The sequence below is a fragment of the Paraburkholderia sp. Ac-20347 genome (assembly GCF_017104805.1).
Taxonomy (GTDB): domain Bacteria; phylum Pseudomonadota; class Gammaproteobacteria; order Burkholderiales; family Burkholderiaceae; genus Paraburkholderia; species Paraburkholderia tropica.
The window spans coordinates 1-15,744 of record NZ_JAAGPN010000007.1; the positions used below are offsets into that span (position 1 = coordinate 1).

At 65.5% G+C, this 15,744-nt stretch carries 16 protein-coding genes; 7 read left to right on the forward strand and 9 right to left on the reverse strand.

The genetic code is table 11. The annotated features are described in order from the left end of the window. On the forward strand, positions 1–484 hold a 484-nt coding region (locus G3N97_RS02605), incomplete at its 5' end, for a CHAD domain-containing protein (RefSeq protein ID WP_205991774.1). A gap of 66 nt (positions 485–550) precedes the next feature. After that, positions 551–1,420, forward strand: a complete 870-nt coding sequence (locus G3N97_RS02610) for a TOBE domain-containing protein (protein ID WP_205991775.1) — start codon at positions 551–553, stop codon at positions 1,418–1,420. Between the two features lie 58 nt (positions 1,421–1,478). On the opposite strand, the gene G3N97_RS02615 is transcribed toward G3N97_RS02610, so the two are convergent. Next, on the reverse strand, positions 1,479–2,189 hold the full coding sequence (locus tag G3N97_RS02615) for a phosphatase PAP2 family protein (protein WP_205991776.1): 711 nt from the start codon (positions 2,187–2,189) through the stop codon (positions 1,479–1,481). A gap of 271 nt (positions 2,190–2,460) precedes the next feature. Between G3N97_RS02615 and G3N97_RS02620 the strand changes: the two genes are divergently transcribed. Both G3N97_RS02620 and G3N97_RS02625 read left to right on the forward strand, forming a co-directional pair. Continuing rightward, on the forward strand, positions 2,461–3,666 hold the full coding sequence (locus tag G3N97_RS02620; protein ID WP_205991777.1) for a PHB depolymerase family esterase: 1,206 nt from the start codon (positions 2,461–2,463) through the stop codon (positions 3,664–3,666). Positions 3,667–3,790: 124 nt separating this feature from the next. After that, the gene (locus tag G3N97_RS02625) at positions 3,791–3,970 is read left to right on the forward strand and encodes a DUF3563 family protein (RefSeq protein ID WP_205991778.1); all 180 of its coding nucleotides are present in this window, start codon (positions 3,791–3,793) and stop codon (positions 3,968–3,970) included. 90 nt (positions 3,971–4,060) lie between these two features. Here the strand turns inward: G3N97_RS02625 and G3N97_RS02630 are convergent, their stop codons facing one another. The 3 genes from G3N97_RS02630 to G3N97_RS02640 all read right to left on the reverse strand — a co-directional run bounded on the left by G3N97_RS02630 (position 4,061) and on the right by G3N97_RS02640 (position 6,427). After that, a complete protein-coding gene (locus tag G3N97_RS02630; protein ID WP_205991779.1) occupies positions 4,061–4,882 on the reverse strand; it encodes a BPSS1780 family membrane protein in 822 nt (273 codons plus the stop codon). Beyond that, positions 4,873–5,877, reverse strand: a complete 1,005-nt coding sequence (locus G3N97_RS02635; protein ID WP_205991780.1) for a homoserine kinase — start codon at positions 5,875–5,877, stop codon at positions 4,873–4,875. The genes G3N97_RS02630 and G3N97_RS02635 overlap by 10 nt, the downstream gene beginning before the upstream one ends. A gap of 136 nt (positions 5,878–6,013) precedes the next feature. Next, the gene (locus G3N97_RS02640; RefSeq protein WP_065059972.1) at positions 6,014–6,427 is read right to left on the reverse strand and encodes a hypothetical protein; all 414 of its coding nucleotides are present in this window, start codon (positions 6,425–6,427) and stop codon (positions 6,014–6,016) included. A gap of 248 nt (positions 6,428–6,675) precedes the next feature. Between G3N97_RS02640 and G3N97_RS02645 the strand changes: the two genes are divergently transcribed. Next, entirely contained in the window at positions 6,676–8,202 is a 1,527-nt protein-coding gene (locus tag G3N97_RS02645; RefSeq protein ID WP_205991781.1) for an AMP nucleosidase, read from the forward strand. Between the two features lie 64 nt (positions 8,203–8,266). Here the strand turns inward: G3N97_RS02645 and G3N97_RS02650 are convergent, their stop codons facing one another. The 4 genes from G3N97_RS02650 to G3N97_RS02665 all read right to left on the reverse strand — a co-directional run bounded on the left by G3N97_RS02650 (position 8,267) and on the right by G3N97_RS02665 (position 10,743). Beyond that, the gene (locus tag G3N97_RS02650) at positions 8,267–8,572 is read right to left on the reverse strand and encodes a hypothetical protein (protein ID WP_065059970.1); all 306 of its coding nucleotides are present in this window, start codon (positions 8,570–8,572) and stop codon (positions 8,267–8,269) included. Further along, complete coding sequence (locus G3N97_RS02655) at positions 8,569–9,066, reverse strand: hypothetical protein (protein WP_205991782.1); 498 nt, start codon at positions 9,064–9,066, stop codon at positions 8,569–8,571. Before G3N97_RS02655 ends, G3N97_RS02650 begins: the two co-directional genes overlap by 4 nt. Positions 9,067–9,610: 544 nt before the next feature. Beyond that, a complete protein-coding gene (locus G3N97_RS02660; RefSeq protein ID WP_205991783.1) occupies positions 9,611–10,138 on the reverse strand; it encodes a chromate transporter in 528 nt (175 codons plus the stop codon). After that, positions 10,135–10,743, reverse strand: a complete 609-nt coding sequence (locus G3N97_RS02665; protein WP_205991784.1) for a chromate transporter — start codon at positions 10,741–10,743, stop codon at positions 10,135–10,137. Before G3N97_RS02665 ends, G3N97_RS02660 begins: the two co-directional genes overlap by 4 nt. Positions 10,744–10,838: 95 nt before the next feature. On the opposite strand from G3N97_RS02665, the gene G3N97_RS02670 reads away from it, so the two are divergent. Then, positions 10,839–11,750 (forward strand): transcriptional regulator GcvA, encoded by a 912-nt coding sequence (locus G3N97_RS02670; protein ID WP_205991785.1) that lies wholly within the window; start codon positions 10,839–10,841, stop codon positions 11,748–11,750. Between the two features lie 189 nt (positions 11,751–11,939). On the opposite strand, the gene G3N97_RS02675 is transcribed toward G3N97_RS02670, so the two are convergent. Continuing rightward, complete coding sequence (locus G3N97_RS02675; RefSeq protein ID WP_065059965.1) at positions 11,940–12,695, reverse strand: TIGR00730 family Rossman fold protein; 756 nt, start codon at positions 12,693–12,695, stop codon at positions 11,940–11,942. 1 nt (position 12,696) lies between these two features. Here G3N97_RS02675 and polA point away from each other — a divergent pair, with 1 nt between their 5' ends. Continuing rightward, complete coding sequence (polA, locus tag G3N97_RS02680) at positions 12,697–15,498, forward strand: DNA polymerase I (protein WP_205991786.1); 2,802 nt, start codon at positions 12,697–12,699, stop codon at positions 15,496–15,498. Positions 15,499–15,744: the final 246 nt, after the last annotated feature.

The following is a 15,744-nucleotide window of genomic DNA, read 5'->3' on the forward strand; positions in this document are numbered from 1 at the left end:
GCTGGCGTCGCCGCGTTACGCCCACGCGGCGCTCGCGTGGCTGCAGTGGCTGGCGGCGCTGGCGCGCCGCTCCGGTGCGTCGAACGAGGACGGCCGCTCGCTGTATCGGCATGCGAGGAAGCGCGTGCGGCGTTATTACGAGCGCCTCGCGCAGACGCAGAAGCTCACCGCCATCGACGAAGCCAGCCGCCATCGCGCACGCATCGCCGCGAAATATCTGCGCTACACGCTCGAATTCTTCGCGTCGATCACCTCGCGCCGCACGCGCACGCAGAGCGCGCGCACGCTGTCGCGCCTGCAAAGCGTGCTCGGCGACGGCAACGACGCGGCCGTCGCGCTGCGCTATCTCGAACGCATGGATGCCGAGCCGTATCAGCTCGGTTTCGCGCGCGGCTGGTGCGAGGCGGTCAAGCGCTACACGGCGAAAGAGGGCGAGCGGCTGCTGCGCGAGTTGCCGCCGCCGAAGGTGTCGCGCGGCGCGTGATCGCTGCGCTCATCGGCGCGATACCTATAATCCACGCTCGATCCGAACTCTTTCCAGGTTGGCGCGATGAGCGATTTTCCTCCCCCGCCCGTTCCCGACGCTGACGCGCGCGAACTGGGCGTCGGCGGCTCGGTCTGGTTTCAGGCGGGCGCGCAGATGCTCGGTGGCGCGGCGCGCATCGCGCTGCTGGCGGCGATTCGCGAGACCGGCTCGATCACGGGCGCGGCCAAGGCCGTCGGCATGAGCTACAAGGGCGCGTGGGACACCATCGACGCCATGAACAACCTCGCCGGTGAACCGCTCGTCGAGCGCGCGGCGGGCGGCAAGGGCGGCGGCGGCACGACGCTCACGCCGCGCGCGCTGCGCCTCATCGACACGTATCGCGTCATCGAGCGCGAACATCGGCGTTTCCTCGAACGCGCGGCGCAGGCCGTGAGCGAGCTGGGCGGCGCGCTGGAAGGCGCGAGCGGCGACCTCGCCGTGCTGGGCCGCTTCGGTCTGCGCACCAGCGCGCGCAATCAGCTTTATGGTGCGATCACGGCGATCGTGCGCGGCGCCGTCAACGACGAAGTGTCGATTGCGCTGCCGGGCGGCCAGACGCTCGCCGCCATCGTGACGCGCGAGAGCGCCGAGTCGCTCGGGCTGGGCGTGGGCGCGGATGTGGTGGCGCTCGTGAAGGCGTCATCGGTGCTGCTGGTGGCCGGTGGCGCGGACGGCGAGGCGGCGCGGCTTTCCACGCGCAATCGCTTGAGCGGGACCGTGAGCGCGCTGCGGCGCGGCGAGGTGAATGCGGAGGTGACGCTGGCGTTGCCGGGCGGCGTGGTGATCGCAGCGATCGTCACGGACGTGAGCGTGGACGCGCTCGGGCTGGAAGTGGGCGTGGCCGCGACGGCCGCGTTCAAGGCGTCGAGCGTGCTGCTGGGTGTGGCTGGATAGCGTGACCGGATTGCGTGCCTTCGCGCGAGCGCCGCAGTCGCGTGCGCTCGAAGCAGACTCAGGCCAGGCGTTGCAGCGTCGGCGTGAGCGTGTCGCGAGTTTGCGAGACCGGCGCGTTCGGCGTGCCGGGCGCGCGCGTATTGCGATTGGCCTTCCACTTGGCGCGCACGTACGGCTGATTGTGCCCCGATACCGTGAGCGCGAGATTCGTCACCCAGCGGTGCGTAGGCACGCGGATGTCGTGCACGGCGAACGCCAGCACGGCCAGACTCAGCGTGACCACGGCGGCTGAAATGCGCGTGGACGGCGTGTTCCACCAATAGACCACGAAGGCGAGCGCGGTCAGCGCGCCGACGATGCAGCCCGTCACGGCTTCGGACGGCGAGTGCGCGACCAGCACCACGCGCGATGCCCCGACCGCGATCCCCACCGCTAGCCCGATCGCCACGCCCGTGGCGCGCAGCGCCGTGCGGCTGCCTTGCAGCATCAGGAAAAAGGCGACCGGATAGACCGCCGTGGAGAGCATGGCGTGTCCGCTCAGGCCCGTGAAGTCGTAGGAACGCACGCCCACGCCCCAACCCAGGAATGCGATTTTCGTGACGGTGACGAGTCCGATTGACGCACCCAGCAGCAACAGCCAGCTCGCCGCCATGCGCCACGAATAGCCGGTCAGCAGCCACAGCGCGATCCCGAGCGCGAGCGGCAAGGTCAGGCCTGCGCCGCCGAGGTTGGTGATCGAGATCCAGAGGTGTGCGGGTAAGTCGGGCATGGCATGGCGCCGTGACGCGGGCGTTAGAGGGTATCCATTGTTTAACGCGCAAGCGGCCGGGTAGGCCGACATGGCATCGCGTGATCTTCCAGTATAGCGGCGTCGCGAAATGAGCCGGTGCAGTGCACTGCACGAAAGTGCCGGATCGGTACGGCCAGATAGCCGGATGAGCATTTCTGCAGGCAGCGCGGAATGGTGTTATTGTGCATCGCACAAAGAATGCCCGTGGCAAATCGCCTCGGGTGTTCGACCCCCTTTCACGAGGCCGCTGATGACGAAGAATCTGACGAAGCTATGGGCGGGTGGCATGCAACGTCTGCTCGCCATCCAGAAACGCGCCGCCCGCGAGGCGTTGCGCGAAGCCGGCGTGCACGCGCCGGACGTGCAGACCATGTGGCGCGACGCCCAGCATGCCGCGCATGCCGCAGGCGAAGCGGTGGCGCGCGCGGTGCAGGCGACGCCGTCGTCCGCGTCGTCGTTCGCAGCCGCGCGGCCGCCGGTGCGCGAATCGCGCGTCGGTCCGCGTGCTGCGGCGTGGGCGGCGGGCGAATGGCAGCGCGACGCGTATCTCGCCAAAGGCATGACGCGGCCGCTCGCCTACGGCTTGTATCTGCCGCCGGGCCTCGATACGAAGGGCATGCCGCTCGTGGTCATGCTGCACGGCTGCAAGCAGACGATGGATTCGTTCGCGGAAGGCACGCGCATGAACCTGCTCGCCGACAAGCACGGTTTCGCCGTGCTTTATCCGGAGCAGTCGGCGCAAGCGCATCCGCATCAATGCTGGCACTGGTATGACGCGCGTCAGCCGGCGGGCGGCGGCGAGGTGACGGCGATCATCTCGCTCGTCGATTCGCTCGCGCAGAGCCACGGTTTCGACCGTTCGCGCGTCTATCTGGCGGGGCTGTCCGCGGGCGCGGGGCTGGCGTCGATGCTGGCGGTGCGCGCGCCGGGCCGCTTCGCGGCGGTCGCGCTGCATTCGGGACCGGCGTTCGGCGAAGCGCGCTCGGGCGTCTCCGCGCTCGACGTGATGCGGCGCGGGCTGCACCACGATCCCGTCGAACTCGTCGACGAGCAGCTCGCAGGCCGTCCGTACCCGGGCATGCCCGCGCTGATCCTGCAGGGCGACGCCGATGCGGTGGTCGCGCCGGTCAATGCGGAGCAGCTCGCGGTGCAGTTCCTGCGTCTGAACGATCTGGCCGATGCCGATGGCGTGCGCCAGGGCGTCGTGTCGCACGAAAGCGAGGGCGACGGCTACACGCTTCACGACTACGCGCGCGACGGCGAGAGCGTGGTGCGGCTGTGCCGCGTGAGCGCGCTCGACCACGCCTGGAGCGGCGGCGACGATACCGTGCCGTTCCACTCGTCGGCGGGCCCGGACGCAAGCGCGATGATCTGGGACTTTTTCGAATCGAAGCGCCGCGACGCGGTAAGCGACGATTACTGCGAAGACGGCGAACTGGCCCAAGACGCGGGCTGATCCGGCCAATTCATTGAACAGATGCGACAATCCGTGTCACATTCAGGGTTTACCCTAGTCAGGGTTTTCCCTATAATGGCTCTATTCCTTCCGCGGGCACGTGCCCAATTATCGGAGCCAGACCATGTACCTGATCAGCCGCCTCTTTCTGTTCCTCACGAAATCCGCCGAAACCTCGCGCAAAGAGCGTGAAGAAGCCTATCTGTCGGAATCGGCAGACATTTATGATCTGGAATTCCGCATGCGCAAGCTCGATCGCGAGAAGGCCGGCCGTCAACCGTCGTGGATGAACCACTACGGCTAAGTCAGTCGGCAGCGCGGCAGTAGTCTGAAAAGCAAACGGGGCGCACCATGGCGCCCCGCAGGTGTGAGCAGCCGCATCGCGCGGCCAGCGTCAGCGTCCCGAACCGGTCGAATTCGACGAATCGGGCAGATCGGCGGCCGGTTTTTCCTGCACGCCATAGCAGCCGCGATAGGTCGCGTAGAACGAGCAGTAAAGCATCGTCGTGACCAGAATGAGCGCCGGCATCAGGATGGCCAGCGCGAAGTCGCCGGCGCCCAGCGCGCGCAGCAGCGTCGACAGTCCCAGCGACACCCCGATCGACACGGCCGACCACAGCGCGCCGTACACCACGAACGCCCCCTTGTTGCGCCAGCAACTCACGATGCTGAAGAACATCGCCTTGACCGGCGGCACGTCGTGCCAGGCGGTCAGCACCGGCGCGAACCAGAACATCATCGAAACCGGCACGTAGGCCGCCAGCGAGGCGAGCACGGCGAGCGGCACATTGCTGTTTTCGAGCGCTTCGGTGTCGAGGTTGCCGCCGAGCGTCATCAGGCGCAGCAGCGTCCCGCCGTCCACGAGCGCCGATGCCGCGAGCACCAGCGTCATCGCCACCACGTAAATCCCGCCCAGCACGAACAGATGCTTCGTGACTGTTTGCCCGTACGAGCGGAAACCGTCGACGAGGATGGTCGGGAACACCGGCTTGCCCGCGATGGTGTCGCGGCACGCGGCCATAAAACCCACGGCGATGCCCGGCACGAAGATGAGCGGCAGCACGCCGCCGATCACCGGTACCGCGGAGATGAGCGTCATCGTGAGCAGATACGCGAAGAACAGCGTGAGAAAGGCGAGCGGATTGCGGCGGAACAGCCAGATGCCCTGGCGGAACCACACATAACCCTGCTTCGCGGGGACTTCGATCAGTTGCATGAACGGTGAGCGTGTGCGTGAAGAGCGTCGGGCACGCCGGCGCGGCGCGCGCGCAGGATGCGCTCGAAATGGCCCGGGTCGTGCGGCTTGAGCAGCTCCGCCGATCGCGGCAGGTAAAAATCATACAGGCGCGAGACCCAGAAGCGGTACGCACCCGCGCGCAGCATGTCGGCCCAGTGGCGGTTTTCCTCGGGCGTGAACGGCCGCACGGTCTGGTAGGCGCGCAGCAGCGCCTCGGCGCGCGCGGTGTCGAGTTCGCCGGTCGCGAGGTCCACGCACCAGTCGTTCACGGTGACGGCGACGTCGAACACCCACTTGTCGCAGCCCGCGAAATAGAAGTCGAAGAAGCCGCCGAGGCGCACCGTGTGGCCCGTTTCCGGGCCGGCGTGCGCGAACAGGGCGTTGTCGCGGAACAGGTCGCAGTGGCAGGCGCCGCCGGGTAGCGCGGCGTAATCGTCGCTGGCGAAGAACTGCTGCTGATGCGCCAGTTCGCTTTCGAGCAGTTCGCGCTGCGCGCCGTCGAGGAACGGCGCGACCGTCGGCACCGTTTCTTCCCACCACGGCAGGCTGCGCAGATTCGGCTGGTCGCCGCTGAAGTCGCGGCCCGCGAGGTGAAGGCGCGCCAGCATCTGGCCCACTTCGGTGCAATGTTCAACGCCGGGCGCGAGTTCGGGCGCGCCGTCGAGCTTCGTGACGATGGCCGCGGGCTTGCCGTGGAGCAGGCCGAACAGCGCGCCGTCCTTGCGCGGCATCGGGTCGGGCACCGGCACGCGGTGCGAGGCCAGATGACGCATCAGGTCCAGATAGAACGGCAGTTGCTGCGCCGTGAGCTTTTCGAAGATCGTCAGGACGTACTCGCCGCGCGTCGTCGTCAGAAAGAAATTGCTGTTTTCAATGCCGGACTGGATGCCGCGAAAATCGACCACGTCGCCAAGATCGTAGTCGTGCAGCCAATGGGCAAGCTGGGTGTCGGTGACAGCGGTGAAGACGGCCATGCCTGAGGTCGTGAGGTGTTCGTAATCGGGGCCCGGTTCGCGGACGTAGCCGCTCGCGCCAGAGTAGCTTCAGGGGCGGCGTGCCGGGCGGGAGGCGGCGCGGACAGCACACGCCGCCCGCGCGCGAAGGGACGTATCAGTAATGCAGGTTGATCGACGGCAGGCGCGTGCTGGCCTGGCCGTTCTGGCGGACTTGCGGCGAGGTGTCGGGGTTCGAGCTCATCGTGTAATGCGTGCCGAAGTTCGAATGCACGTTGATCTCGACGGGCTTGCCCTTGTCGCGGTATTCGGTGATTTCGGTGCCGGTCGGGCTCACTTCATGAAAGCTCGGCGTGCGCGGCACGTCATTGATGTCGACCTTCGAGCTGACGCGCGCAGCAGGACGGTTGATCTTCTCCAGATTAGGCAAGCCGGCCCGTTCGTTCTCGGACTGGGCAGGCTGGGCGGACTGGGCCTCGACGGCGGTCTGGGCGTCGTCGGCCGGCGCAGCCATGGCGAACCCGCTGAACGCGAGCGTCGCCGCGACGGCGGCTAGAAGGTGCGACTTCATTGTGATTCTCCTGTTGACCAGACTTGGCAGGTCAACGCCGTAATCTGGTCCCGGCACAGACCGGGATCCTCCAATTCTAGCAAATTCGCGCCTCGATTCGCGTGTCGGTCCGCGCCGGCGGGGCGGCCCGCGTGCCCGCGCGGCAGGGGCTCGCGCAGCGATGAAGAATCTCCCGTTTGCGCGCAGGGCGATGTCAGATTGTCCTGCTTCCGTGCTAATGTCGTTGAAACGAACCAGGGCAAACGACAATGAAAAACGACATCAACGGGCGGGCCTTCATGACGCCTCCACACGACTTTCCCGTCGAAGCCTTCGAAGACGCCGCCGACGCCGTGGCGCGCCTCGCGGCCATCTACGAAGCAAACACCTCGTTCCTGCGCGACGCGTTCGCGCGCTACCGCCGCGGCGAGGCGTTCGAGCGGCGCGTGCGCGCGTGCTATCCGTTCGTGCGCATTCGCACGGCCGTCAATACGCATATTGACTCGCGACGCTCGTACGGTTTCGTGGCGGGCCCCGGCGAATTCGAAACCACCATCACGCGCCCGGACCTGTTCGGCAACTACTATCGCGAACAATTGCGTTTGCTCGCGAAGAACCATCACGTGTCGATCGAAGTAGGCGTTTCGCAGCAGCCCATTCCCATTCACTTCGCGTTCGCCGAAGGCATCCACCTCGAAGGCGATCTCGACCGCGAACGTCTGTTCGCGATGCGCGACGTATTCGATACGCCCGACCTCGCGGAACTCGACGACCGCATCGTGAACGGCACCTACGAGCCGGCGCCCGGCGAGCCGTTTCCGCTGGCGCTCTTCACGGCGCCGCGCGTGGACTTCTCGCTGCATCGCCTGAAACACTATACGGCCACGGCGCCCACGCACTTCCAGAACTACGTGCTCTATACGAACTATCAGTTCTATATCGACGAGTTTGTGAAGCTGGGCCGCGCCATGATGGCGCGCACCGACGACGCCGATCTGCGCAACTATCGCAGCGAATACACCTCGTTTGTCGAACCTGGCGACGTGGTCACGTACAACGCGAACCTCGGCGAACAGGACGTCGAGGGCACCACGCCCGCGCGTCTGCCGCAGATGCCCGCGTATCACCTCAAGCGCGCGGATGGCAGCGGCATCACGATGGTGAACATCGGCGTCGGGCCGTCGAATGCAAAGACGATCACCGATCACATCGCGGTGCTGCGTCCGCACGCCTGGATCATGCTTGGCCATTGCGCGGGGCTTCGCAATACGCAGCGTCTCGGCGATTACGTGCTCGCGCACGGTTATGTGCGCGAGGATCACGTGCTCGACGCCGACCTGCCGCTCTGGGTGCCGATTCCCGCGCTCGCCGAAGTGCAGGTGGCGCTCGAACGCGCGGTCGCGCAGGTCACGCAGCTCGACGGCGTGGAACTCAAGCGCGTGATGCGCACGGGCACGGTGGCGAGCGTGGACAATCGCAACTGGGAACTGCGCGATCATCGCGAACCGGTGCAGCGCCTGTCGCAAAGTCGAGCAATCGCGCTCGACATGGAAAGCGCGACGATTGCCGCGAACGGCTTCCGTTTCCGCGTGCCGTACGGCACCTTGCTGTGCGTGTCGGACAAACCGCTGCACGGCGAACTGAAGCTGCCCGGTATGGCCGATTCGTTCTATCGCGCGCAGGTCGATCAGCATCTGCAGATTGGCGTGCTGGCGATGGAGATCCTGCGCACGAACGGGCTGCATAAGCTCCATAGTCGCAAATTGCGCAGCTTCGCGGAAGTGGCGTTCCAGTAACGGCGCGATTCGGCGGCGGGTGTCTTTGCGCGAATGCGCGAATGCGTATCGCGCAACCCGCCGTTCAAGCCGGCGCGGCATACATGACGTTTGCGGGCAGGCGCGCGTAGCGACCGCCATCGATGCGGATAGCGAGGTCGCGCGCCTTCACGTTCATGCCGATACGCGTGAAGGGATCCACGGGAACCGCTGTAGGTTGTCGATAAGACACGCGCCGCAACGCCAGCTCGGCGGCGTCCGCCTGAGCGAAGAGCGCGTTCATCCGGTCGACCGAGCATAGCCAGCGGTGCAGCGCATACGATCCGATGATGCCAACGACGATCGCCGCGGCCGGGATGCCGAACAGGACTTCTACAGGCCATTCATTCATTTTCTGTACCGCTCCAGGGTAATTTTGGACAAGGTGAGTAGCGTGGCCAGCGCATAAGCGGCGCAACTCAGCTTGTGAGGTGTGCCCCATGTTTCTCCGGCACCGACGCTGCCTTCGGGATGCAGGCTCAGCAGCCACATCGCAAAGATGCCGCACGATAAAACTAGCGTAAAGAAGGCAATGCCGTGATCGAGTATCCAGATCAAAGTATTCGCGCGGTTTCGACGTCGGGCGACGCAATTTCGACGCGCCCAGCGACGGCGCGCGGCAAATCGCGTGAACGAAGGCGCGGGCGGTAAGGGCTGCAATCGAGGGCGCGTGAACGCGAGATTCATGCACGGCAGCACCATGGCGAGCGCAGCGGCCATCATCGCCGGCGTGAAGAATTCCAGCGCGTGACACGCTTCGCGGCCGCGCAGCGCGCAGATCTCGTCGCGTAACTTGTATTCGATGAGGATGAGCGCGAGCGGCGCGATCACCACGATCGCGGTCACGAACAAATTCCAGCCGTATGTCCACGCGCGCGGCTCGTACGTCTGCGTCATCGTGCAGTCGGGTTGCGGTTCCACCAATTCGTCACCTGCCGTCGCCTGTTGTCCTGCGTAGGACTCTAGTCAGGCGGAGAGGGCGTGGCAGCGCTTGATGCGGACGAGCAACACGTCGCGGCTGCGCGCTGTGCGCTCGTGCAAGCCGCTTGCGGAAAAGATGGAGAAATCGGCGTGGCAGGCCGTTCGGCCAGTGGCGAATGCGCGTGGCCGCCGTCCGCGTGCCGATGAGGCCGGGCAAGTCTGCCGAACGGCCAGCGCGCAAAAAAAGAGCCGCTCGTCAGCGGCCCGCGAATCGTGCCTGTGAAACACACGAGTGAGACAAGTTTCACTCTAGGCGACGAATTGCTGCACTGCAAAATCAGCACGCATAATCTTCAGAAGAAATCGTGGCAAGCATTGCGCGGCGTGTGTTGCTCGTCGCGTTGCAATGCGGCGTTCGTCGATTCAAATCGCATTCCGAATCAATCCGGGTCGGCCGCATTGCGCTGCGTCACTGCCCGAATCCGGTCAGGCCGATAAGGCTGCCCGCCGCGAGCAGCCAGAGCGGATGAATCTTCGTGCGGAACGCCAGCACGGCGCAGACGCCGGTGATCGCCCACGCGATCCACGTCGGGTCGGAGGCTTTGGCGATCAGCACGGCGCTCGCCGCGACGAGGCCCGCCGTGACCGGCACGAGTCCGCGCTGCGCGATGCGGCGCCATGGCCGATCCTTGAAGCGGTCCCACGCGTGCAGCGCCGCGATCGTCACGAGCGACGACGGGCCGAACTTGGCGATCGACGTCACCAGCATGCCCGCCCATCCGGCCACGTGCCAGCCGACGAGCGTCACGATCATCATGTTCGGGCCGGGCGCGGCCTGCGCGAGCGCGAACAGCGCGCTGAATTCGCTGGCGGGCATCCAGTGATGCACTTCGACGACCTGGCGCTGCATTTCCGGCAGGATGGTGTTGCCGCCGCCGAAAGCGAGTAGCGAGAGCTGGCTGAAGATCGCGGCGAGCGCAACGAGTGTCGAGCTCATCGTGCACCGCCTTCGCGACGTGCGGCGCGCGCGGCCAGCGCGATGCCGAGCGGCGTCAGCACCAGCATGGTCGGCAGGAGCGGCACACGCAGCGCGGCGATGGCCACGAAGCCGAGCAGCGCGACGACCGCCGCCGCCTTGTCGTGCCGCAGCGGCAGCACGATTTTCAGCGCCATCGACACGAGCAGCCCGGCGGCCGCCGCCGCGAGACCGACGAACAGATGACGCACGTGCGGATCGTTTTGCGTGCGCTCGTAGAGCACGCCGAGCCCGATCACGACGATCGACGGCCCCGCGATCAACCCGAGCAGCCCCGCGAGCGCGCCGCGCCAACCGTGAAAGCGCATGCCGATCGCCACCGAGAGGTTGATGACGTTCCCGCCCGGCAGGAACTGGCACAAGCCGAGCAGATCGGTGAATTCCGCGCCGCTGAGCCAGCGTCGCTGCTCGACGATGGTGCGCCGCGCCAGCGGCAGCGCGCCGCCAAACGAAGTGAAGCCAAGACCGAGAAAGCCGAGGAAGATTTCGCGCACGCTCGGTTCGTGGAGTGCGTTCTGCGGCGCGGGACCGTTGTGGTGGGGGTGGTCGGCGGGATAGTTATTCATACGGGGACCTCTGTGACAAGCAGCGAGCGTAGCGCCGAATCGCCGCGCCACAAAACGATTTTTTAGCGAGTCTCTTGTGATCTAGAATCACAAGCATGTCCCGATCGCTTCCTCCCTTTCCGGCGCTGCGTGCGTTCGAAGCCGCCGCGCGGCATAACAGTTTCACGGCCGCCGCCGGCGAACTCCATGTGACTCACGGTGCCATCAGTCGTCAGGTTGCCGCGCTCGAGGCGTGGGTGGGCGTACAGGTGTTTCATCGGCACGGCAAGCGCGTCGCGCTCAACGAGCACGGGCGGCGCTATCTCGCGTCCGTGCAGGCCGCCTTCGACGATATCGCGCGCGCCACCGAGCAGTTGCGCGACGCGGGCGCCGTGCGCGTGCTGCGCGTGAACGCGCTGCCCACCTTCGCGATGAAATGGCTGCTGCCGCGTCTTTCGCAGTTTCAGCGGCTCGCGCCCAATGTCGAGCTGCGTCTGTCGACGTCGAATGCGCCGGTCGAGACGCTCGCCGCGTTCGACGTCGCCGTGCGGCGCGGTCCGGCGCATTGGCGCGACTGCGCGAGCGGCCACTTTCTCGACGAAATGGAGTTGCCGGTCTGCAGTCCCACGCTGCTCAAGCGTGCGCCGATCCAGCACGCCGACGATCTCGCGCGCCACGTTTTGCTGCATTCGGATACGCGTCCGGATGCGTGGCGCGCGTGGCTCGCGGCGGCGGACGTGAAGGCGCGCTGCCGCAAGAAGCAGTCGTTCGATCACTTCTATCTGGCCTTGCAGGCGGCGGTCGATGGCCTGGGCGTCGCGCTTGGACCGCTGCCGTTGCTCGACGACGAACTGGCGTCGGGGCGGCTCGTCGCGCCGCTCGCGGGACCGCTGCTGGATGCGCGCGGCTATTGGTGGGTGGCGCGCCGCGAAGTGGCGGACGTACCCGAAGTCGCGCAGTTCTGCGGCTGGCTGGAGGAGCAGGCGCGCGCGCAACCGGCGCAGATGGCGCAGGCCGTGACGGCGTGATGCGCATGTGGGCATGCATGCGCAACATCGGCGCTTGCAAGCCTGAAGAAAGCCGCCGAAAGCCGCAGAAATAAAAACGGCGCGATGCCTTGCAGCGATCGCGCCTCGATAGCGATAAAGCGTTGCGCCGCGCCACGCGGACCTCGGAAGGCCCGCGCGCCGTTGCGTCAAGCACGCTCCATCAAGCCATCACAGATAGAACATGCGGTCTTCGTCGGAGTCGCCGCGTGCGGGATGTTCCTTCTCCGCTTCCTCGCCGCTGTCCTCGTAGAACTTCAGCACCGCTTCGAGCACCTGGTCGGGGTCGTCGATCACCTGCATCAGATCCATGTCTTCCGGATTGATGAGGCCCATCGGCACGAGCGCCGAACGGAACCACGCGAGCAGGCCCGCCCAGAACTCCGCGCCCACCAGAATGATGGGGACGTGACGCGACTTGCGGGTCTGAATGAGCGTGAGCACTTCGGCCAGTTCGTCGAGCGTGCCGAAGCCGCCGGGCATCACGATGACCGCGTCCGAGTTCTTCACGAACGTGACTTTGCGCGTGAAGAAATGGCGGAAGCGCAGCGAGATGTCCTGCCACTGATTGCCCGACTGCTCGTGCGGCAACTCGATGTTCAGACCCACCGACGGCGACTTGCCCGCGTGCGCGCCCTGGTTGGCCGCTTCCATGATGCCGGGGCCGCCGCCGGAGATCACGGCGAAGCCCGCGTCGGACACTTTTCGCGCGATCGTGCTGGCCAGCTGGTAGTACTTCGAGTCGGGTTTCAGGCGCGCGGAGCCGTAGATGCTGACCGCTGGCCGGATCTCGGACAGGTATTCGGTCGCCTCGATAAACTCTGCCATAATCGTGAACATCTGCCACGATGCGCGCGCCTTCTTGGCCGTTGCGCGCTCTTGATCTGCGAGTGAACGCAGACTCGGAATCACTTTTCTCTTGTCCATAATGCCTGAAGACCTACGCGTGGAAACGAAGCTACAAACTGAGCTGGAAGGTAAGACCTTATTACTGGTCGACGGTTCTAGCTATCTCTATCGGGCCTTCCATGCAATGCCGGATCTGCGCGGTCCCGACGGCGAACCCACAGGCGCGCTCTACGGCATCATCAACATGCTGCGTCGAATGCGCAAGGACGTTACGGCAGAGTATAGCGCGTGCGTGTTCGATGCCAAGGGCAAGACGTTTCGCGACGACTGGTATCCGGAGTACAAGGCCAATCGTCCTTCCATGCCGGAACCGCTCGCAGCACAAATCGAGCCCATCCATACGGCGGTGCGCGCGCTCGGCTGGCCGCTGCTGATGGTCGACGGCGTGGAAGCCGACGACGTCATCGGCACGCTCGCGGCGCAGGCCGAAAAGCTCGGCATGAAGGTGATCGTTTCCACCGGCGACAAAGACCTCGCGCAGCTCGTGACCGACCGCGTCACGCTTATCAACACGATGACGAACGAAATGCTCGATCGCGAAGGCGTGATCGCGAAGTTCGGCGTGCCGCCCGAGCGCATCATCGACTATCTCTCGCTGATCGGCGACACGGTCGACAACGTGCCGGGCGTGAACAAGTGCGGCCCGAAGACGGCCGTGAAGTGGCTCACGCAATACGATTCGCTCGACGGCGTGATTGCTCACGCGGACGAAATCAAGGGCGCCGTCGGCGGTTATCTGCGCGACGCGCTCGACTTCCTGCCGATGGCGAAAAAACTCGTCACGGTGGAAACGGCGTGCGATCTCGCTCCGCATCTGGAGTCGATCGAAACCTCGCTCGCTACGCGCCCCGAAGCACGCGAGGAACTGCGCGATATCTTCGCGCGTCACGGCTTCAAGACGTGGCTGCGCGAAGTGACCGAAGCGGCTCAGCAGAGCGAAACGGTGCCTGCCGCCACGCAAGGCGACGCGCCCGCGAAAGACGCGAACGTGCAGCCCGCCTTGTTCGTCGACGCGCCGCGCCACTACGAAACCCTTCAAACGTGGGAGCAGTTCGACGCCTGGCTCAAGAAGATCGAAGCCGCCGAACTCACCGCGTTCGATACCGAAACCACCGCGCTCGATCCGATGGTTGCGAAGCTCGTCGGCATGTCGTTTTCGACGGAGCCTGGCGTGGCCGCGTATCTGCCGCTCGCGCATCGCGGCCCCGACGCGCCCGAGCAATTGCCGATCGACGAAGTGCTCGCGCGTTTGAAGCCGTGGCTCGAAAGCGCGCAGCACAAGAAAGTCGGCCAGCACATGAAGTACGACGAGCAGGTGCTCGCGAACTACGGCATCGAACTCCGCGGCGTCGAGCACGACACGCTGCTCGAATCGTACGTGCTCGAATCGCATCGCACGCACGACATGGACAGCCTCGCGCTGCGCCATCTCGGCATCAAGACGATCAAGTACGAAGAGGTGGCGGGCAAGGGCGCGCAGCAGATCGGTTTCGACGAAGTGGCGCTGGAAACAGCCGCCGAATACGCCGCCGAAGATGCCGACGTCACGCTGCAACTGCATCGCGCGCTCTATCCGCAGATCGCGCCGGAGAAGGGCCTCGATTACGTGTATCGCAGCATCGAGCTGCCGACGTCGCGCGTGCTGCGCAAGATGGAACGCAACGGCGTGCTGATCGACACCGAGCGGCTGGAAAAGCAGAGCGCGCAGATCGCCGTGCGTCTCGTCGAACTCGAACAGGAAGCGTACGCGCTCGCGGGCGGCGAGTTCAATCTCGGTTCGCCCAAGCAGATCGGCCAGATCTTCTTCGAGAAGCTGCAATTGCCGATCGTGAAGAAAACGCCGAGCGGCGCGCCGTCCACCGACGAAGAAGTGCTGCAAAAGCTCGCCGAAGATTATCCGCTGCCGAAGCTGCTGCTCGAACATCGCGGCCTTGCCAAGCTGAAGTCCACCTATACGGACAAGCTGCCGCGCATGGTCAACGCGCAGACGGGCCGCGTGCACACGAACTACGCGCAGGCCGTCGCGGTAACGGGCCGTCTCGCGTCGAACGATCCGAATCTGCAAAACATTCCCGTGCGTACCGGCGAAGGCCGGCGCATTCGCGAGGCGTTTATCGCGTCGCCCGGTTGCAAGATCGTGTCGGCGGATTATTCGCAGATCGAGCTGCGCATCATGGCGCATATTTCGGGCGACGAATCGCTGCTCGCGGCCTTCGCGCGCGGCGACGACATTCACCGCGCGACCGCCGCCGAAGTGTTCGGCGTGACGCCGCTCGAAGTGAGCAACGATCAGCGCCGGATCGCCAAGGTCATCAATTTCGGCCTGATTTACGGCATGAGCGCATTCGGGCTCGCGTCGAATCTCGGCATCACGCGCGACGCCGCGAAGCTCTATATCGACCGGTATTTCGCGCGCTATCCGGGCGTCGCGCGTTACATGGACGAGACGCGCATGGAGGCGAAATCGCGCGGCTACGTGGAGACGGTGTTCGGCCGCCGACTGTGGCTGCCCGAGATCAACGGCGGCAATGGTCCGCGCCGCCAGGCCGCCGAGCGCGCCGCCATCAACGCGCCGATGCAGGGTACGGCCGCCGACCTCATCAAGCTTTCGATGATCGCCGTGCAGAAGTGGCTCGACGAGCGCAAGATCGGCACGAAGATGATCATGCAGGTGCACGATGAACTGGTGCTCGAAGTGCCCGAGGCGGAACTCGCCGAAGTGCGCAAGTGCCTGCCGGAACTGATGTGCTCGGTGGCGAAGCTGAAGGTGCCGCTCGTCGCCGAAGTGGGCGTGGGCGCGAACTGGGAAGAAGCGCACTGAGGGCGCACTGAGAACGTAATGAGCTTACGTATGACGTGTGCGCAGTAGTCGAACCGTAACGAAGCCGTAACCGCGCGCGCGGTCACGCGCAAGTGGTCGGCGCACATGTGATGCATGTGTGCCGCCCGTCTTGCCGCCGCGCGCTCCGTCATCCGACAATGAACCGACGGCCGATGGCCGTGCCGCTGTGTGCATCGTGTCCGTATCGATGCGGACAGGCGGCGCGCATCGGTCGTTCTATCGCCA